Source organism: Acidovorax sp. YS12, assembly GCA_021496925.1.
In the GTDB taxonomy this organism is placed as follows: Bacteria; Pseudomonadota; Gammaproteobacteria; order Burkholderiales; family Burkholderiaceae_C; genus Paenacidovorax.
Map to the genome: position 1 here is coordinate 1744389 of CP053915.1, position 19087 is coordinate 1763475.

Annotated in this window: 13 protein-coding genes and 4 pseudogenes; 4 read left to right on the forward strand and 13 right to left on the reverse strand. The window is 66.7% G+C overall.

What is annotated here, in order from left to right; all coding sequences use genetic code 11:
* Positions 1-31: 31 nt before the first annotated feature.
* The 6 genes from YS110_07880 to YS110_07905 form a co-directional block, all read right to left on the reverse strand.
* The gene (locus tag YS110_07880) at positions 32-2089 is read right to left on the reverse strand and encodes a DUF1566 domain-containing protein (GenBank protein ID UJB64669.1); all 2058 of its coding nucleotides are present in this window, start codon (positions 2087-2089) and stop codon (positions 32-34) included.
* A 71-nt stretch (positions 2090-2160) separates the two neighbouring features.
* The gene (locus YS110_07885) at positions 2161-3924 is read right to left on the reverse strand and encodes a DUF1566 domain-containing protein (protein UJB64670.1); all 1764 of its coding nucleotides are present in this window, start codon (positions 3922-3924) and stop codon (positions 2161-2163) included.
* A gap of 8 nt (positions 3925-3932) precedes the next feature.
* Positions 3933-6101: a DUF1566 domain-containing protein gene (locus YS110_07890; GenBank protein UJB64671.1), complete on the reverse strand. Its 2169-nt coding sequence runs from the start codon at positions 6099-6101 to the stop codon at positions 3933-3935.
* Between the two features lie 413 nt (positions 6102-6514).
* Positions 6515-8572, reverse strand: coding sequence for a fibronectin type III domain-containing protein (locus YS110_07895; protein ID UJB64672.1), 2058 nt, complete (start codon positions 8570-8572; stop codon positions 6515-6517).
* 87 nt (positions 8573-8659) lie between these two features.
* Complete coding sequence (locus tag YS110_07900) at positions 8660-9664, reverse strand: AraC family transcriptional regulator (protein ID UJB64673.1); 1005 nt, start codon at positions 9662-9664, stop codon at positions 8660-8662.
* 238 nt (positions 9665-9902) lie between these two features.
* Positions 9903-10061 (reverse strand): hypothetical protein, encoded by a 159-nt coding sequence (locus YS110_07905; protein ID UJB63256.1) that lies wholly within the window; start codon positions 10059-10061, stop codon positions 9903-9905.
* A 36-nt stretch (positions 10062-10097) separates the two neighbouring features.
* Between YS110_07905 and YS110_07910 the strand changes: the two are divergent.
* Positions 10098-10232, forward strand: a pseudogene (locus YS110_07910) (IS256 family transposase).
* 34 nt (positions 10233-10266) lie between these two features.
* Here the strand turns inward: YS110_07910 and YS110_07915 are convergent.
* From YS110_07915 to YS110_07940, 6 genes and pseudogenes are all read right to left on the reverse strand, one after another.
* A pseudogene (locus YS110_07915) lies at positions 10267-10386 on the reverse strand (transposase).
* A 6-nt stretch (positions 10387-10392) separates the two neighbouring features.
* Positions 10393-11191, reverse strand: a protein-coding gene (locus YS110_07920; GenBank protein ID UJB64674.1) for an IS5 family transposase whose coding sequence is annotated in 2 segments (ribosomal slippage) — positions 10393-10921 and positions 10920-11191 — 801 coding nt in all. Because the reading frame shifts where the segments join, the coding sequence is not laid out codon by codon here.
* A gap of 39 nt (positions 11192-11230) precedes the next feature.
* Positions 11231-11878 (reverse strand): annotated as a pseudogene (locus tag YS110_07925) (IS256 family transposase).
* 366 nt (positions 11879-12244) lie between these two features.
* On the reverse strand, positions 12245-13399 hold the full coding sequence (locus YS110_07930) for a porin (GenBank protein ID UJB64675.1): 1155 nt from the start codon (positions 13397-13399) through the stop codon (positions 12245-12247).
* 392 nt (positions 13400-13791) lie between these two features.
* Positions 13792-14970 (reverse strand): saccharopine dehydrogenase NADP-binding domain-containing protein, encoded by a 1179-nt coding sequence (locus tag YS110_07935; GenBank protein UJB64676.1) that lies wholly within the window; start codon positions 14968-14970, stop codon positions 13792-13794.
* A 36-nt stretch (positions 14971-15006) separates the two neighbouring features.
* Positions 15007-16446, reverse strand: a complete 1440-nt coding sequence (locus YS110_07940) for an APC family permease (protein ID UJB64677.1) — start codon at positions 16444-16446, stop codon at positions 15007-15009.
* A gap of 199 nt (positions 16447-16645) precedes the next feature.
* Here YS110_07940 and YS110_07945 point away from each other — a divergent pair, with 199 nt between their 5' ends.
* Complete coding sequence (locus tag YS110_07945) at positions 16646-17344, forward strand: TetR family transcriptional regulator (protein ID UJB64678.1); 699 nt, start codon at positions 16646-16648, stop codon at positions 17342-17344.
* Between the two features lie 66 nt (positions 17345-17410).
* A pseudogene (locus YS110_07950) lies at positions 17411-18013 on the forward strand (IS5 family transposase).
* 18 nt (positions 18014-18031) lie between these two features.
* On the opposite strand, the gene YS110_07955 reads toward YS110_07950, so the two are convergent.
* Positions 18032-18667 carry an ATP-binding cassette domain-containing protein gene (locus YS110_07955; protein ID UJB64679.1) on the reverse strand — a complete coding sequence of 212 codons (636 nt, stop codon included), beginning with the start codon at positions 18665-18667 and terminating at the stop codon, positions 18032-18034.
* Between the two features lie 57 nt (positions 18668-18724).
* Between YS110_07955 and YS110_07960 the strand changes: the two genes are divergently transcribed.
* On the forward strand, positions 18725-19081 hold the full coding sequence (locus tag YS110_07960; GenBank protein UJB67397.1) for a hypothetical protein: 357 nt from the start codon (positions 18725-18727) through the stop codon (positions 19079-19081).
* Positions 19082-19087 lie beyond the last annotated feature (6 nt).

Sequence of the window (19087 nt, forward strand, 5' to 3'; positions counted from 1 at the left end):
CGTGGGTTTTTGACTGATTTCATATAAATCCTCACTGCCCGCCGCGCACCAGTCGCACGCGCAGCGCATCGGCGCGCGGCGCGGGGCGGGGGGCGCCGGTGGCGAAGTCCAGCGCCCATGCCTTGGTGATGTCGCCCGCGAAGGGCGTGGCCGTCCAGTACGCCGCCGCAGGGGTGCCAGGGAAGTAGCTCGGGTCGATGCGCGAGCCGCCTTGGCCCATGTCCACCAGCGTTTCCAGCTCTTGCAGCGTGGGCAGGCGCCAATCGGTCTGGCCGCAAAGCGCGGCGGTGTTCGCGGCGGCCACGTCCCAGGTGTAGGTGTTCATGGCGCTGCCGGCCTGGGCCTCCCAGGTGAGGCCGGTCACGTTGTCGTGCGTGCAGGCCAGGGGGTCGCCGATGGGGGTGAAGTCGAAGCCGCTGCGCGCATCGGCGCTGGCGCCGGTCTTGGTGAGTTGCCCGGTGGCGGCGCCTGCGTCGCGGCCGTGGTGGCAGTCTTGCGCGGTGGCGGCACCGGTGTCGCAGGCCAGCGCGCCGGTGTCGTTGAGCGGGCGGGCGATGAACCGGGCGGTGTCGAACTCGGCGGTTTCGGCCAGCGCGCCGGTCACGTTGGCGACGGTGCAGGTGGCCTGCGGCTGGCCGGCGCAACGGCCGCCCTGCCACGCCTTGAACGGGTGCGCGCTGGCTGCCGCCTTGCACACCGCCGTGCCGCCGTGCGGCACCAAGTCGGGCGTGCAGGCGGCGGTGCCCGCGCCCGGCGGGCTTGCGCTGGCGGTGGCCGGGTAGCGCTTGATGCTGAACTGGGCCGTGACGGCGGTCGCGCCGCTCACCGTGGGCGTGCAGGCGGCGGTGCCGCTGCAAGCCCCGGCCCAGCCGGCGAAGTCGTAGCCGGTGCCGGGCGTGGCCGTGCAGGTGGTGGTGCGGCCGTAGGTGACGGGGCTGTTGCACTGGGCGCTGTTGCCGCCCGTGGCGGGGCTGGCCGTGGCGGTGACGGCGTATTGGCGCAGCGCGCTGCACGATTCCGAGGTGCCGCCGTGCAGGCCCGCGCAGTTCCAGGTGTAGTTGGCTGCCGCCGCGCTGTTCACGGCGCTGGGGGTGCCTGCGCTGCACAGGTTGGCCGAGGGGGCAGCCAGGGTGGGCTGGCCGTCGGCGCTGCCGCAGGCGCCGTTGCCCGCCACGTTGAGGGTGAAGCTGGCCGTTTTGTCCACCGGGGTGGTGGATTCCAGGCCCTGGCCGGCGGCGTTGGTGCCGGTGGTTTCGCCGCTGCGCACGGTGAGCGTGGCGGTGCGCGTGCTGCCCGCCACGCCTGCGGTAAGGCGCACGGTGATCTGGTCGCCGCTTTTGACGATGGCCTCTGTCACCCAGGGGCCGCTGCCAACCCGGAATTCGGGACTGCCATCGCCTGCGATGCGCGCGCCGCCCCAGGCGCTACCCCCAGCGCGGGGCACGAGGGTCAAGGCGGTAAAAGTTTGCTGCGTGTCTGCCGCGACGATCAGCGCGGCGGGGGCTGCCAGAGGGGCAAAAGGCTGCCCACCGCGCACAAGCCGAACGTGGTAACTGCCGTCACGGCCGTTGTAGCCGGCTGCGCCATAGTTGAAACCCACGCCCCACGCGTAGTTCGAATCGCCCGCCACGGGCGAACCCGACCAGACAACCGAAGACGGTGGTATGTCGGGGAATACCACGCGGTTGACCTTGGGGTTGTCGCCGCAACTGGCGGTGATCCCCAGCAGTTCGGTCTTGTAGGCCATGCGCCAGTCGCCGCTGGTCAGAAAGTCCCGGCCTGTGGGGGCGGAATGCTGGTAGTCCCCCGAGTCGGCGAAGTATTGCGGCAGATAGTCTGTTGCCCAGTCTTGCCACTGTTTTTCGGTCGCACCGCCCGTGCATTGCCCGGTGGCGCTGTTGAAAGCCATGCCTTCGAGGCAGCGCTTCCACACCAGCCCGGTGGGCCAGTGCATGGCGCTGGCGGTGGTGCCCACATCGCCCAGGATGTATTCGCCATTGGTGTTCGGGCTGGCGCAGTTGTCCTGCGCCTGCGCCGTCAGCACCGCCAGCGGGGCGAGGCAGGCCAGGGCGGCGTGTTTCAGTGCCATATGTTTGCTCTTTTTATAGGAGCTTCTTGCGCTTGTCTGATGCGGGTTTGGGGCCGATTTCATATGAATCCTCATTGCCCGCCGCGCACCAGGCGCACGCGCAGGGCATCGGCGCGCAAGCGCGGGGCGGGGGCGCCGGTGGCGAAGTCCAGCGCCCATGCCTGGGCCGTGTCGCCCGCGAAGGGCGTGGCCGTCCAGTACGGGGCGGGGGCGGTGGCGGGGAAGTGGGCGGGGTCGATGCGCGGCTCGGGGCCGCCTTGGCCCAGATCGACCAGGGTTTCCAGCTCTTGCAGCGTGGGCAGGCGCCAATCGGCATGGCCGCAGAGCGCGGCGGTGTTCGCGGCGGCCGCGTCCCAGGTGTGCAGGGCGCTGCCAGCCTGGGCTTCCCAGGTGAGGCCGGTCACGTTGTCGTGCGTGCAGGCCCAGGGGGTGCCGATGGGGGTGAAGTCGAAGCCGTTGCGCGCATCGGCGCTGGCGCCGGTCTTGGCGAGCTGCCCGGTGGCGGCGCCTGCGTCGCGGCCGTGGTGGCAGTCTTGCGCGGTGGCGGCGCTGGTGTCGCAGGCCTGCGCGCCGGTGTCGTTGAGCGGGCGGGCGATGGGCTGGGCGGTGTCGAACGTGGCTGCGGCGGTGATTGCGTTCGTTACGTTGGCGAGGGTGCAGGCGCCGGTTTGGCCGGCGCAGGCGCCGCCCCATTCCTTGAATGCGAATGCGCTGGATGCCGCCTTGCACACGCTGGCGCCGCCGTGCGGCACCGGGTTGGGCGTGCAGGTGACGGCGCCCGCGCCGGGGGGCTGCGCGGCGGTGGCGATGGGGTGGGTCACCGCATCGAGGTTGAAAAGGGCCTGCGTCTGCTGCATGGCGGTGGCTTCCGCGCCTGCGTTCGCGGCGGCATTCTGGGTTCCGGTGGTCTGGCCGCTGCGCACGGTGAGGGTGGCGGTGTGGCGGCTGCCCACGCTGGCCGGGGCCGTGAGGCGCACGGTGATCGTGTCGGTGCTTTTGACGATGGCCTCTGTCACCCAGGCGCCCGCCCCGTTGACCCGGAACGCGGGGGTGCCCTCGCCCTCGATGCGCGCGCCGCCCCAGGCCGTGCCCCCGGCGATGCTGGGCGCGAGGGTGATGGGGGGGAAGGTTTCCTGCGCGCCGGCCGCGCCGGCGCGCCCGGCCAGGGCCGCCAAGGCGGCAAAAGGCTGCCCGCCGCGCACGGGGCGCACCGGGTTATGGCTGTCGAGGTTGGTCTGGTAGTCCTGGGCGGCATAGGCATAGCCGAAATCCAGGCCCCATGCCTTAGCCCCATTGCTGGCAACGGGCGAGCCCGTCCAGACATACGCGTTCTGCGCGGTGAGCGCATCGGCAAACACGGCCGGATGAGTCCACGGCGGGCCATCGCAGCCTTCGGCGAGTTTCAGCAGCTCGGTCTTGTAGGCCATGCGCCAGTCGCCGCTCTCCAGCAGGTTCTGGCTGAACTGGGCGTTGATGCCCCAGCCGTTCTGGCCGGTGAAGGACTTGGGCAGCAGGTGCTGCGTTTCGGCCCAGGCTTTCCATTGCCGGGCTTCCGGCGTGCCGGTGCATTGCCCGGTGCCTGCGTCAAAGCCCATGCCTTCGACGCAGCGCTTCCACACCAGCCCCGTCGCCCAATGCATGGCACTGGCCGCATCCTCGGCCGTACCCAGGATGTAGTCGCCATCGGTATTGGGGCTGCCACAGGTTTGCGCCTGCGCCGTCAGCACGGCCAGCGGGGCGATGCAGGCCAGGGCGGCGTGTTTCAGCGCCGTGCGCTTGCTCTTTTTATAGGAGCTGCTTGCGCTTTTCTGGCGTGGGTTTTGGGCCGACTTCATATCAATCCTCATTGACCGCCGCGCACCAGGCGCACGCGCAACGCACCGGAGCGCGGGGCGGGGCTGGGGGTGCCGGTGGCGAAGTCGAGCGCCCATGCCTGGGCGGTGCTGCCCGCGAAGGGGGTGCGTGCCCAGTACGAGGCGGCGGCGGTGCCCGGAAAGTGGGCCGGGTCAATGCGCGGCCCGGCGGCGCCCATGTCCACCAGCGTTTCCAGCTCTTGCAGCATGGGCAGGCGCCAATCGCTCATGCCGCAGAGCGCGGCGGCGTTCACGGCGGCCACGTACTGGGCGGTGTCGCAGGGGGCCACGCCCCCCGTGCATTGCGCGCCGGGGGCGCCGTCGGGGCTGTGGGGGTCGTGCCAGGTGTAGGTGTGGTCTTGCCCGTGCAGGCCGATGGCGGTTTTGGCCTCCCACTCCAGGCCGGTCACGTTGTCGCGCGTGCAGGCCACGGGGGTGCCGATGGGGGTGAAGTCAAAGCCGTTGCGCGTGTCGGCGCTGGCGCCCTGCTTGGCGATCTGGCCGGTGGCGGCCCCGGCGTCGCGGCCGTGGTGGCAGTCTTGCGCCGTGGCGCCAGTGCCGGTGCTCGCGGCGCAGGCCAGCGCACCGGTGTCGTTGAGCGGGCGGGCGGTGGGCCGGGTGGTATCGAGCCGCGCGATAACCGTGGGCGCGGCGGTGACGGCGGCCAGGGTGCAGGCGGGACCGCTTTGCCCGGTGCAGTCGCCCGCCCAGGCGTGCAGCCGCCAGGCGCTGGGTTGCAGCGCGCAGGTGGTGCTGGCGCCGTGCGGCACCGGGTTGGGCACGCAGGTGACGGCGCCCGCGCCTTGCGGGTCTGCGCTGGCGCTGACCGGGTAGCGCTTGAGGCTGAACTGGGCCGTGACAGCGGTGGCGCCGCTCACCACGGGCGTGCAGGCGGCGGTGCCGCTGCAATCCCCGGCCCAGCCGGTGAAGTCATAGCCGGGGCCGGGAGTGGCGGTGCAGGTGGCGACGCTGTAGTGGGTAGCGGGGTTGGGGCTGCACTGGGCTGTGTTGCCGCCGCTGGCGGGGCTGGCCGTGGCGGTGACGGGGTATTGGCGCGGCGCGCTGCACGATGCCGTGGTGCCGCCCTGCAGGCCGGCGCATTGCCAGGTGTAGCCCGCTGCCGCGCTGCCCACGGCGCTGGGGGTGCCCGTGCTGCACAGGTTGGCCGAGGGCGCGGCCAGGGTGGGCTGGCCGAGGGCGCTGCCGCAGGCACCGTTTTGCGCCACGCCGAGGGTGAAGCGGGTTTGCGTCTCCTGCACGGCGGTGGTTTCCGTGGAGGTGTTGATGGGGTATGCCTCGGTGCCGCCGGTCAGGCCGCTGCGCAGGCTGAGGGTGGCTTGGCGCGAGCTGCCCGCCGCGCCAGCGGTGAAGCGCACGGCGATCTTGTCGCCAGTCTGGACGATGGCCTCGGTGCGCCACGCACCCGCGCCGTTGCGCTGGAATTGGGGGCTGCCTTCGCCCTCGATGCGCGCGCCGCCCCATGCCGTGGTGCCGCTGGGCGATGCCAGGGTGACGGCCGCGAAGCCGTGCTGCACGCCTGCCGCCACCTTGGCGCTGGCCGTGCCCGCCAGCGCGTTGAAGGGCTGGCCGCCGCGCACGAAGAGCAGTGCCCCCAGGGTGCTGCGGTCAATCAGGCTGGCCGAGCCTGCGCTGATGCCGACGTAGCGCGCCTGGCTGAGCGATTGGTTCGACCCGGCGGGCGATCCGCTCCAGTACACCTCCACGCCATTGGCAGCCAGGGGGAACACCTGGCGGTTGAGCCGGGGCGAGCCCGTGCAGCCCGTGGCGAGCGCCACCATTTCATTGCGGTAGGGCATGCGCCACGCGCCGCTGACGAGGCGATCCACCTTGTGCGCTTCTTGCAACGGGGCCGCACCGCCCCACCACAGATCCATGCCGCCGTAGGGGCGGGGCATGGCCTCGGTCATCCAGTCGTTCCAGCTCTGCCGCCACGCCTCACCGGTGCAGGTGTCTCCCACGGTCATGCCCGCAGGGCAGCGCTGCCACACCAGCCCGCTGCTCCAGTGCATGGCCGTATCGCCCTCGACGATGTAGTTGGCACCGTGGTTGGGCGCGGTGGCCGCATCGCCGCCGCAGGTTTCCTGCGCCTGGGCCAGCAGCGGCGCGGCCAGGGCCAGCAAGACCCAGGTGTTCTTCATGGAGGCTCCCTCTGTTCGCTCTTTTTTCAATAGCTGCGAGCGCTTGTCCACAAAGCGCTAGAAGCCGTTCTGGCTTGAATTCAACCCAGCCCCTGGCAGGCCGGGCAGTCCGCAGGCGAAGCCCTGCACAGCCATGCGCCAAGGCTATGCGGGTGCGGCGCAAGACGCCTCCACTGAGCGCCACTGCGTGGCACATCCGGCGCCCCCAGGGCAATCGCATCTCCATTTGCGGGGCTTTCGCTGGCAGGAGCGGCCTTGGCCGCGAATGACTGCCATGGCGCGAAGGCCGTGCTTTCGCGGCCAAGGCCGCTCCTACAGCCGGGAGCGCATTGATTTCATTGATTTTTAAGATGCGATCGCCCTGCCGGCGCCCCCGCCCCACTCTTCTTTCGATAGCTCCGAGCGCTTTCCAGTCAATGGTTTTGTGCCGTTTTGGCTTGAAATCCGCGCAGGCCGAGCACGCCCAGCAGCGCCGCCAGCAGCAGCAGGCCCCACGCCCCCAGCGTGGGGATGGGCCGAGCGCCGCCGGGCGCCGGAGGGGGCTCCTGCGCCATCACGCCCACGCCGCCGGGGTCGGCGATGCGGCCCGGCGCCGGGTCGTCGTCGCCCGGACCGTTGTCGGTGAGGGTCAGCGTGACGGTGCCGGCCGCCGCGTCCACCACCGCGCCGTCGAACACGGCCCAGGCGTTGGCGGCGTTGCGCTTCCAGTACTTCGCGCCAGCGGGGATGCCGGGGTATTGCAGGTGGAGGGTGACGCTGGCGCAGCCGGCCAGGGCGAAGTCGAGCAGGCCGTGCGCCAGCGCCAGGCCCTCGGGCGGGGCCGTGGGGCCGCTGGCGGCGGGCGCCTCCAGCACGGCGCGCGTGAACGTGCATGCCGCCTCGGCACTGGTGAAGCGGCCCTGGATGCCGCCCAGCGCAAAGCTGCGCCAGGCGGGCGTGGCGCTGGCGCTGGCCGCGCCGCCGCTGCCCGCCACGTTGGCGGCGGTGACGGTGAAGGTGTATTCCTGCCCGTTGGCCAGACCCGTGGCGGTGCAGGTGGTGGCCGTGGCCGGGCTGGGCACGCACGTGCCGCCGGGGCTGACGGCCACGCTGTAGCCGCCGATGGCCGCGCCGCCGTCGCTGGCGGGCGCCACCCAGACCAGCGTGACTTCGCCGTTGCCGGGCGTGGCCACCAGCCCCGTAGGCGCGCCGGGCACGCTGCGCGGGGTGGCGCTGGCGGTGGCGGGGGCCGAGTCGCCGGCGGCGTTGCGTGCCTTCACGGCGAAGGTGTAGGCAGTGCCGTTGGCCAGGCCGACGACGGTGCAGCCCGGGGCGGTGCAGTTGGTGGCGGCGCCGTTGGCGGTGACGGCGTAGCCGGTAATGGCGCCGCCGCCGTCGCTGGCGGGGGCGTCCCAGCGGAGGGTGGCGCTGCCGTCGCCGGGCTCGGCCTGGACGTTGCGGGGCGCGCCGGGCACGGCGACGGGCGGCGTCATCAGGCCCGCGCCGCCGGTGAAGGCGATGTAGCTATTGCGGGAGTCGCTGTCGCCCGGCCGGTTGTCGGTCAGGGTCAGCGTGAGGGTGCCCGCCTGCGCGTCCACCGCCGCGCCGCCAAACGCGGCCCACTGGTCGAGGCGGTCGCGCATCCAGTACGTGGCCCCGGCTGGGAGGGGGCCGGGGTACTGGAGGGTCAGCGCCAGGGTGGCGCCGGGGCATTCGTGCAGGGAGAAGTCCACCAGCCCGTACGGCAGGTCCAGCCCTGCGGGCGGGGCGGTGGGGCCGCTGGCGGCGGGCGCCTGCGCGGCCACCAGCGTGAAGGTGCAGGACTGTTCGCCGCTGGTGAAGCTGCCCGAGACGCCGCCCGCGAGCGTGAAGCTGCGCCACACCGGGTAGATTCTGGCGAGGGCCGCCTGGCTCTCGCCAATGGTGTTGCGCGCCATCACGCGCAGCAGGTATTCCTGCCCATTGGCCAGGCCGGTGATGGTACAGCCCGATGCGGTGCAGTCGGCAGGATCGCCATTGGCGGTGACGCGGTAGCCGGTGACGGGGCCGCTGCCCGCGTCCAGCGGCGCATCCCAGGTGAGCACGGCCTGGCCGTTGCCGGGGGTGGCCTGCACGTTCATGGGCGGCAGCGGCACGATGCCCGGTGTGGCAGGGATATAGGAGGTATAGCTGCCGATATCCCCCGAGGCTGCCCTGGCCGCCACCCTGAATTCGTACTCCACCCCATTGGTGAATCCGCCGATGGTGCAAGGCGATGCGGCGCAGCCATCGAAGTTGACGCCTGAAAAGGAAAATTCCCCCCCGCGGTACTTGACCCGGTAGCCCGTCACCGGGTCACCGGGATCATCCGGCGTGGCGTTCCAGGTGAGGGTGACCTCGCCATTGCCGGGCGTGGCACGCAGGTTGCCGGGTGGTTCGATGGCGAGCGCCTGGCCCGCCAGCGCGCAGCACAGCGCGGCGCAGCAGTGTGTAAAGAAAGTGGAAATGCGCATCGCCCGAGGCTATGCGGGGGCGGCGCAAGGCGCCTCCACTGAGCGCCACAACACCGCACATTCCAGCGGCGCAGGACACAGGCGGTGCTATGCCGGCATGCCTTGCGCGTGCAGCTGCCGCACCTCGCCGGGCGCGGCAGCGAAGCGCTGCCTGAAGGCCCGGTAGAACCAAGACAGGTTGTTGAACCCGGCGTCATACGCAATGGCGCTGACGGTGCTGCGCGTGTGCCGGGGGCTGGCCAGTTGACCAAAGGCACGCTGCAGGCGCAGCTCCAGCAGGTAGCCGCTGAAGGCGGTGCCCTCTTGCTCGAACAGCGCGCGCACGTAGCGTGGCGAAATGCCATGGCGTGCCGCCACCCATTCCAGGGTCAGGTCGCCGCGCCAGGCGTGCACCCGCAGGTCGGCCTGGATCGCCTTGAGCCGCGCCTGCCGCAGTCCGCGCGCGCTGGCACGGGCCTGCGCCTGGGGCGTGGCGCCCAGCGCCAGGGCGCCGAGGTCGAGCAGTTGGTCGCTAATGCGCAGGCGCTCGGCGTCGCTGATGCCGGCGTCGTCGCTGGCACCGCTGGGGCGGGCGAGCGCCTGCGCCTGCCGGGCCAGCAGGCGCAGCGGCAGGGTGTCGGGCAGGCTCTGGTGCAGGGCGCGGTCCACGTCGGCCACCTGGGGCAGCAGGGATTCGCGCGGGAAGGCGATGAGCAGGAGGCCGCTGCTGGCGCCGTGGAAGTCGATGCGCCCTGCCCTCTCGTTCAGGCCGAGGTAGCCGGGGCCGCCGGTGCAGGCCATTTCGCCCTGCTGGCGCAGCACCCAGCCGCTGCCCCCGGCCTCTTTCGCCGCAGTGCCACCAGGGTTCAGGAACAGCAGGACATCGTCGTTGCCATCGGCGAGCTGCCGCGGGCTGCGGCTGACGCTCAAGGCGGAGCATTCAACCGATGCGATGGAAACACCGGGCAGCAGGCGTACGTGCATGGACATGTCCAGGGTACCGCCGTCAGAGATGTCGGGCGCCATGTTGGCCATGGCGGCGCAGGTTTCGCGCACGGCGTCGGCGCGCTCGTGCGGGAGGTGGTTGCGGGTGTCGAATTCGATAAAGGCCATGTAACCATCGCCGCCCCAGGACGGAAGGCGGCCTCTGCGGAGTTCATCGGGAAAGGATGGCGGCTCGCGCCAGCGGATTCCGTGAGTGCTTGTGCGCGATTCACCAGAATGGTGCGGAGTCTAGGAAAGCCTCGCGGCTGCGTCCATCGCACAAAAAGACTAGCCGCCCTAGACGGCCCGGACGCTCACTGTGGAGTTGGAGTTGACCCACTTTCGCGGACGGGTACTGGTTTGATTCTCAAACCGTTTCGGGTGTTATCTCGACATGCACGGCATCGTCGACAACATCAAACAAGGCTTCGTTGCTCCTTTCAAAGTTCAGGGGTGAGAGGTAGCCCAGGCCGCTGTGGCGGCGCCAGGGGTTGTACCAGCCTTCAATCCAGGTGAAGACGGCCATTCGGGCCTGAGCCTTGCTCTGGAAGGTGCTGCGCTCGACGAGGCGCTGACCAAGCTGTTCTACCTGGCCCTGCGCAACATCAGCCAGAAGTGGACCATGCCCATCCGGGATTGGAAGGCCACGCTGACCCGCTTTACCATTCAGTTCGGAGACCGCATCTCCGTCAATTGAAGTCCGAACCGTTTACACAAAAATTCGGACACGCCCGGGGGAAGACGGCCTCGATGGCGTCAGGAAAGCCCTTGAGCCCATCGACGCAGGCGATGAAGATGTCCTGCACGCCCCGGTTGCGCAGCTCCGTGACCACCTGCAACCAGAACTTAGAACGTGTTTACGATCTCCTGAGCAGTAGGGCCAGGAAAGCCAAGTGGACGAACTGCAGGCTGGTGTTCAGGAGCCGCTCGCAGTTCTTCCATAGCCTCCTGTTCTTGTCCAGCCACGCAAAGCTGCGCTCGACGATCCAGCGCTTGGGCATGACCTTGAAGGTGTGTAGCTCACTCCTCTTGGCGATCTGCACCGTCACGTGCTCGCCCACAATCTCCTGCACACCCTGCTCAAAAGGCTTGCCGGTGTAGCCGCTGTCGCACAGCACACTTTGCACCCGGCCCAGGTTGGGCTTGCAGCGCTTGAGCGCCTGCAGTGCCCCTTTGCGATCCGTCACCTCAGCCGTGGTCACCGCGATCGCATGCGGCAAACCCTGGGTATCCACCGCGATGTGGCGCTTGATGCCCGAGACCTTCTTGCCTGCGTCATAGCCCTTCAGGGCCGCCGTGTCCGTGTTCTTCACGCTCTGCGCGTCCACGATCAAGAACGCGCTGCATGCGTTGCGCACCAGTTTCTCGCGGGCCGCGCCAACCTGTTTTTTTTAAAGCCTGCTCCAGCACGCTCACACCGTGCTGGTCAGGCTCACTCCACTTGCGCCAGTAGGCGTACACGCTTTGCCACTTGGGAAACTCCGGTGGCAGGAAGCGCCACTGACAGCCTGTGCGCAGCAGGTAAAGCACTGCGCAAAATACTTCATACAAGTCCACCGTCACCGGCTTCGTGGTGCGCCGCACGCTGCGCAGCAGCGGCTCGATCTGCGCAAACTTCTCTCTGCTGACGTCGCTGGCGTAGGGCTTTCTCTTCACTCGGCTATTGTCGAGTCATAGAAGGATCGTAAACACGTTCTTAGCGCCCTCGGTCTGCGCCAGCCACAGGCCCAATACCTCTTTCTCGCCGTTCATGGTGATGCCGATGGCCAGGTACACCGCCTTGACCCGCACCACGCCCTCGCGCACCTTCACATGGATGCAGTCCAGGTAGACGATGGGGTAAATCGGCTCCAGCGGTCACGCTTGCCAGGCCTTGACTGCGTCGGCCACGGCGTCCGTCACCGAGGAAATCAGACTGGGCGAGACTTCGGTGCCGTACATCTCTTCGAGGTGAGCCTGTATCTCGCGCACCGTCATGCCACGAGCGTACAGCGAGATGATTTTGTCGTCGAAGTCGGCCCAGCGGGTCTGGTGCTTGGGGATGAGCTGGGGCTCGAAGCTGCCATGGCGGTCGCGGGGCACCTCAATGGGCAACTCGCCGAAATCGCCCTTGAGGGTCTTCTTGCTCTTGCCGTTGCGGGTGTTCCCGCTGGGGTTGGCCACCGCCTCGTTGCGTTCATGGCCCAGGTGCTCGGTCAGTTCGGCGTCAAGCGCCTTCTCGACCAGCAGCTTGGTCAACTGCTTGAGCAGGCTGTTCTCGCCGATGAGGTCTTCAGGCTTCTTGTAGTCGGCCAGCAGGCTGGCCAGCAGTTCTTCGGGTACTTCGTGCTTCTTGAATGCCATTGTGCTTACGGACAAACCGGCTCGCGCCGGCGGTGGATTGTCCGTTTACACAAAATTCTGCACACCCTCCCACGCTCGAATGGGTCTCGTGGTTCAACCATCACCGGTTGATGGCGCACCTGGGCTACATCCCGCCGGCTGAAGCCGAGGCAAACTACCATCGGCAACTCGCCAGTCAGGCCATCCCGGCCTGACTCACACCAACTGGCCTCCACGAAAGCCGGGGCAATTCAGCCCGCTCGAACCAGCTCGACCATCTGTTGGCGGAATTGCGCCGGGTACGGCGGTCGTACTTTGGACATTTGCGACTCCTTGAACACAAACAATGATGTGTCCACGGAAACGGGTCAACTCCAATGGCACGTCCTAGAAACGGTGGCGCAGACCAATGGTAAAGCCTGTGCGTGTGGTCGCCCCATTGGCATCCAGTGCCACACCGGAGCCTCCGTTGACCCGGGTATGGTCCACACCCACATAGGCGTCAGTGCGCTCGGAGAGCGCATAGTCCAGCGCCGCCACCACGAAATCGGCCTTGCCATTGAAGCCTCCGCTAGCCGATCCCGACTGCTTCGCATGGTAGTAGTGCAAGCCGACATTGGTCTGAGACGTGACTTGATAGCCAAAACCCAGCTTGTACATCTGGCGCTTAGTGGCATCGCCCGCCAGGAATCCGCCATCGGAAGAGCCCGTCCAGAAAGCATAAAGAATGGCTTGATCAATCTCTCCGCCTTGGGCAGCGGCTGGAAAGCTGTCCTTGCGCTTGTTCAGGCCATAGCCCATGTTGAAATACCATGGTCCCGAGCGATAGGAGCCCCCCAGCGTCCAGGCATCGACCCTGGTGCCCGCTGGAAAAATAGAACTCAAATAAGCTGCGCCAGCCGAGACGCCATTCTCCGAATAGCGCAAATAGCCACCGAATGTTTTCATGGCGCCACTTCCGGTGAAATTGACATTCGCCCCAGCCTTTTCAAACGTATTTCCCTCATCGAAGGAGTACTGCAATCCCCCGCGCACAGAACCAAACTCGCCCACATACTTGATCATATTGTTGGCACGGGCGCCCATGGAAAGTCCGATCTCTGGTTTGTAGGCCTCCATATAGGGAGAGTAGGGGAACGATGCGTAGGTTGATGTCACCAAATCGAACAGAATGTTGTACTGGCGGCCAAGAGTGATCTTGCCAAGACTCTTGCTGCGTATGCCTACCCAAGACTGCTGGAAGAAGTTGTCCTCGGAAGCCTGCATGCCTGTATCGGAGACAAAGCAGGCTTCGAGGTTAGCGATGGCCGTCAAGCCGGCGCCAAGGTCCTCGACCACATTCACACCCCAACGGCTTTCGGACATACCTCCTCCCATCATTTTCGTTTTACCGCTTCGATCTGCACCTTCGTTATTGGTATGGCGAATCGCCGCATCAACTACTCCATATATTTGCACGCCACTTTGCTGCGAGAAAGCCATGGAAGCACTGCCTCCTATGGCAGCCAGTGTAATCATCTTCTTCAAGTAAGGGATTTTCATTTTGTCTCTTTTATGGGCGTTTGGTTTGTTTGCGCGTTGTTTGTTTTGAGTTGATGGAAGTCGCCTTCGTTGCAAATAGTTTAAATTCAGAAGTCTGGTCGGGTGATTTTTTGATTTTGATGCGAAATTGATGTGAATTAATGACACTTGAGCAAGTGGTCTATTTTTATATTGACTTGATGTGTTATCGGGTGGTGATTCGCGACAGAGAAATTAAATTTTGGCTTTCCGAAGGTTTCCAGGAAATCGCGTCGAAGATTATTTCGTGGCAGTGAGTTATAAAAAACAATCACTATTGATTTCGTGACCAAAACATGAAATTCCTTCCCCACTTCGTCCGCACGCCATTGCGGCTCCACTCCTGTCGAAATGGGGTTCCGGTGGGCGATCCATCAATCCTCGGTTTCATCGATCACCAGGATGTCTTCGATGGCGGTGGTTGCCCCAGTCACGAAATGCCGGTACAGATCAAAATAATCTCGGGGGTTGAAGGCCGTTTCCGGGGCGTGCACACCTACGTCGGACATCACGCCCCTGCGTATCAGCTCCAAGCCGATGGCCAATGGGATTCCGGTATTGCCGCCCATGGCGCCAGGCAGTTCGACCCTGGGGTACGCTGCCACCGCCAGCTTTGTGCCGCCACGGCTACCGCGTGCCAGGGCAAACAGCGGCGGCAGGGTCGGGGTATCGGCTGGGGTTGGCATTTCGGTGCGTGAATCGAGCAGGTTGGCGGCTTCGTCCACGCTCATCGCACCGGATTCGACCTGGACGACAACGGTCCGCAACTGATCGAACAGCTCATCCGGGCCGCACTGCAGGTTGAGTGCGCGCTGCAACCCCGCAAAGGCGCGCGGCAGAGTGATCGGCTCGGGGTGGCCCATGGTGTAGGCGTGTACGGCTCCGAGGCCGGGAAAGTTGAAATCGACCCGCGCTAAGGGATCGATGTCGCTTGCGCAGCCCTCGCTCCAGGCTCGGATCTTGCCGGTGCATTGCAGCAGCCAGTGCTTGGCGGCGGCGGTGCCGGCGGCAAACGCTGGCTCGGGCTCGACGATGGCCGCTGCCATGCTCCACCCGGTGTGCAGCTCGTGCACTGTGTCCAAGCGCTCGGCAGCAATGCGGGCGCACAGGTTGGTGGTGCCGGGGCTGGCCCCCATGCCGATGACCACCCGGCGCCCGAGGCTGCGTGCCTGGGCGTCGAAATCGAAGGCTTCGAGCGTGGATTGCCAGTCGTCGTCGATGTCCAGATAGTCACAGCCAGATTCGAGTGCGGCTCGCAGGATGGGTGTGCCGAAACGAGCGAACGGCCCCATGGTGTTGAGCACGGCGTCATGCCCCGAGAAGGCTTGGCGCATGGCGGCGGGGTCGGTGGCATCCAGTTGCAGCGCGTGGGCGACGGGGCCGATTTCATCGGCCAGTCGCCCGGCGCGGGCGCTGTCCAGGTCAGCGACGGTGATGCGGCGTGCGCTGCCTAGCCTGGCGAGGGCGCGTACGACGTGCCGGCCCATTGCGCCGGCACCGCCGACGACGATGATCGAAAAGGGCTTGGATTCGGTCTGGATGCTTGCAGTCATAAGTGAACTTCCGGTGAAACAAAAATGGCGTGTTGCTTAAAGCTCGTGAGTTTTCGGCTGCGTGCCGATGGCGGCGTAGACGTGTGGGCGCTTACGGCGCAGCCACAGAGCGTGGGCAATGCCCCCCAGCGCCACCGCGACCAAGACCCAGGGCAGGTGATTGATGAGAGGGTTATCCACGCCGGTGAGCTGGGCGTAGTTCGCGACAATCAGTACCACTGCGGTCGTCAAGCCCAAGCCGCCGAGCGCCGGCGCGATCAGGGTGCGCCACCAGTGGTGATCAGGGCGTCCGTGGAAGTAGCCGATCACGGCGAAGGCGGTGGCTGCTTGCATAAGCACCACGCCCAGCGTGCCCAGCCCGGTCATGCTCACCGACAGCGTGGTGTAGGGCTCCAGCCCGGCCAGGGCGAACGCACCGATAACCACGACGTTGATCGCGCTTTGCATGAGGCTGGCGTACGAAGGCGAGCCATGCACGGGGTGCACGCGGCCCAGCGCACGCGGTAGCACGTTTTCGCGCCCGAGGGCAAAGACCAGGCGGTTGGTGGAATTGTGCGAAGCCAGCAGCGTGGCGAACAGGCTCGTAAGCAGCAGCACGCTGAGCAGGTCGGCTGCGGTTTGCCCTATCTGGTGGGCCACCAGGTGCAGATACAGCTCGCCGAGCTGGCTCGCGGCCTCGGCGCGGATCTGCCCGGGGCCGATGGCACCGACCGCCACCCAACTGGTCAAGCCGTAGAACAGCGCGATCACGATGACGGAGGCGTAGGTGGCCAGCGGCACTGTGCGCTTTGGGTTGCGCGACTCTTCTCCGTACAGCGCGGCGGCTTCGAAGCCGAGAAACGAGGAGAAAGCGAACATCAGCCCTACGGCCAGAAAGCCCGGGGGCAACTGCGCCACGTCGAACGCGGCCAGCGGGAAGGCTGCCAGGCCGTGCCGGTGGATGAACACCGCGTCGATGGCCAGCAGTACGCCGATCTCGGCGACGACCAGTAAGGCTAGCACTCGGGCGCTCAGGTCGATGCGCCGGTAGCCTAGCCAGGCCGTCAGCACGATGGCCACGCCGGCAAATACCTGCCAGGGCAGGTGCAGTCCTGAGGCGCTGAACACCAGCTCACAAAAGTAGCCGAAGGCCGCCACCAACATGACGGAGAAGGCGTTGTAGGCCAGCAGGCCGATCAGCCCTGCGGCTACCGCCACTGGCCGCCCCAGGCCCGCCGCGATGTAGGTGTAAAGGCCGCCAGCGTTGGTGATTTGGCGACTCATCGCGGCGTAGCCGACGGAAAAGCACAGCAGTATCGCTGCCGCGATTAGGTACATCGCAGGCGTGGCCGCCCCCGCGCCCATGATGAAGGCTAGTGGTAGCAGGCCGATCATGGCGGCCAGCGGCGAGGCGGCGGCGATGACGAAAAAGATGATCTTGGGCGCCGTCAGCTCGGCGCGTAGCGTGGCCGTATCGGCCCTATGGACTGCTGGCATGGTGTCTCCTTAGGGCAACCTCGTTGCCCGTTGCGTTGTTGTGACGCTGATTGAATCACAATTAGGTCATCCGACCAAGTCATAAGACCAAATTAAACGGCCAGCCTGTCACGTTTGCTACACTGAGCGCCCAACCCATGCCATTGATTTCGGGGGGGCCACAGAGCGAAGGCGCCCAGGGTTGACGGAACTTCATTGAATGAAGGTTGAAAATGCGCATGCAGTGTGTGAATTTGGCGGTGAGATGAACAAAAATGAATTGACAGTCAGGTTGACAGTCGATGACCGCCGGGCCTTGTTGCTGGATGCAGCATTACGGGTAATTGCGAGGGTGGGTATTGCCGCGTTAACGACGCGCGCGATCACCGAGGAAGCGGGTATGCGTCAGGGTGTCTTCCACTACTGCTTTCGTGACAAGAATGAAATGCTTGCCGAGCTGATTGCTTTGACGGTGTCCAGGCTGATCGAGGACTCCTCAGTAGTGAACGTCGTCAAAGGGGATTTCAGTGCCACCGTACGCTTCACGCTGAGAGCACTGTGGACGAAGATCAGCGCAACACCTACCAGCCACCTAGCGCTGTACGAGTTGACCTTGCATGCGATGCGCGATCCCGAACTTGCTGCTCTAGCGCAGCGTCAGTACGAAGGCTATCTAGCAGCCGCGTCACGGCTACTAGGCACTCTGGCCCGGGAGGCGGGAATTCGCTGGCAGGCCCCGACGGATACGCTGGCCCGCACGTTGGTCACGGTGATTGACGGGCTCGGTTTAAACTGGCTGGCTGACCGTGATGCGCAGGCCACGTTAGCAGTGCTCGACGCGTTTTCCTGCCAATTGGCGGCGCTAGTGGAACCCGCGCCTCGCGTCCAGTGTCCTGAGTTAGCAGTTTCAAAGAACTAAATTCGTTGCCTAGAGCGTGTTATGAACTTTGTTCCGTGAGCGTGAAGCCAAGGGTAGAGTCTGCGGATGCCCCGCAAGCCCTACCCGACGGACGTCAGCGATGAAGAATGGAACTTCGCTGCGCCCTACCTGACCCTGATGGACCAGCACGCTCCCCAGCGCGAGCATGATCTGCGCGAGGTCTTCAATGCTTTGCGTTGGCTGGTTCGCGCAGGAGCACCTTGGCGGATGCTGCCCAATGATCTGCCGCCCCGGGAAGCGGTCTACCAGCAGAGTCGGCGCTGGCTGGATGCGGGCTGTTTCGAGGCGATGGTGTCGGACCTGCGCTCCATCATTCGGGTGGCGCAGGGACGCCAGGGCCAGCCCAGTGCCATGGTGATGGATGGGCGCACATTGCAGTCGAGCTGCGAGAGCGGTCCACGCGCAGGCTACGACGGCTACAAACGCAAGCGTGGCAGCAAGGTCCATATGGCTGTGGACACCCTGGGCCACTTGTTGGCGGTGCATGTCACGCCGGCAGACGAACAGGAGCGCACGCAGGTGCAGCTCCTGTGCAAAGACGTGCAGCAGACCACGGGCCACACGGTGCAGTTGGCTTGGGCTGACCAAGGCTACACGGGTGATGCTGCATCCAAGGCGGCGCAGGACAATGGGATTGATCTGCAGATACCCGTCCACCGAAGTGGGTCAACTCCAACTCCACTGCGGCAGATCGGCCACCGCATCCCAGGGCACGCCGGGCAGGGCCTCGTAATGCGCCACCAGCACCAGCCGCCCGGGCGCGCCCGCGCACTGCGCCAGCGCGTGCTGCAGGTACTGGATGGACGGCCTGTCCAGCGCGGCGATGGGTTCGTCGATGAGCGTCAGCGGCGCGCCGCTGGCCAGGGCGGCGGCCATGAAGATCTTGCGCTGGGTGCCGCTGGACAGGGCGTGGAACGGCTTTTCAAGGTGCTGCGCCAGGCTCCAGCCCTGCACGTGCGCCCGCAGCGCGGCATCGCTCCACTGCGGGTAGTGCGCGGGCAGGCCGTGCAGCCACTGCGCCGGGGTCTGACCCTCGTGCGCGGGCAGGCCGGGCAGGCGCGGGTCGATCCAGAACACCTGGCGGCGGTAGGCCTCGGGCTGCGCCGCGGCGTCCACGCCCTGCAGCACCAGCCGCCCCCGTGCGGGCGCGAGCTGCCCGGCCAGCAGGCGCAGCAGCGTGGTCTTGCCCGCGCCGTCGCCGCCGCGCACCAGCGCCACGCCGGGGCCCCAGGCATGCGACCAGGGCGCCCACGGCGGGCAGCCCGGGTGGGCGAAGGCAAGGTCGTGCATCTGCAGCAGCATTGGCGGTGGTCTCGGAAAAGCGGTGCGCCGAGTGTAGATGCCGGACAATGCCGCGCCATGGCCCTGGACTACCTCGATTTCGACTACAGCGAAGACTTTGACGACAACGGCACCTGGGACGCCATGGCCGCCGTGCGGCCCGAGCGCCTGCCCGCGCTGCGCGCCGAGCTGGCGCAACTGCTGGCCTGGGCGCACGCGGCGTTCGCGGGCCGCCAGGGGCCGTGCGAGGACGGCGGCGACTGGGATTACGACCTGCAGGCGCAGGATGCGGCAGGCCGCCCGCTGCGCGCGTGCTACGGCGCGGGCGTGCTCGACCTGGAAGGCGCGCCCGGCGGCGGGCTGACCACGGTGACGCTCACGCTCAGCGGCTCGCCCGCGTTCGGCGCGGCGCTGCGCGAGCGCTGGGGGGTATGAGATCCC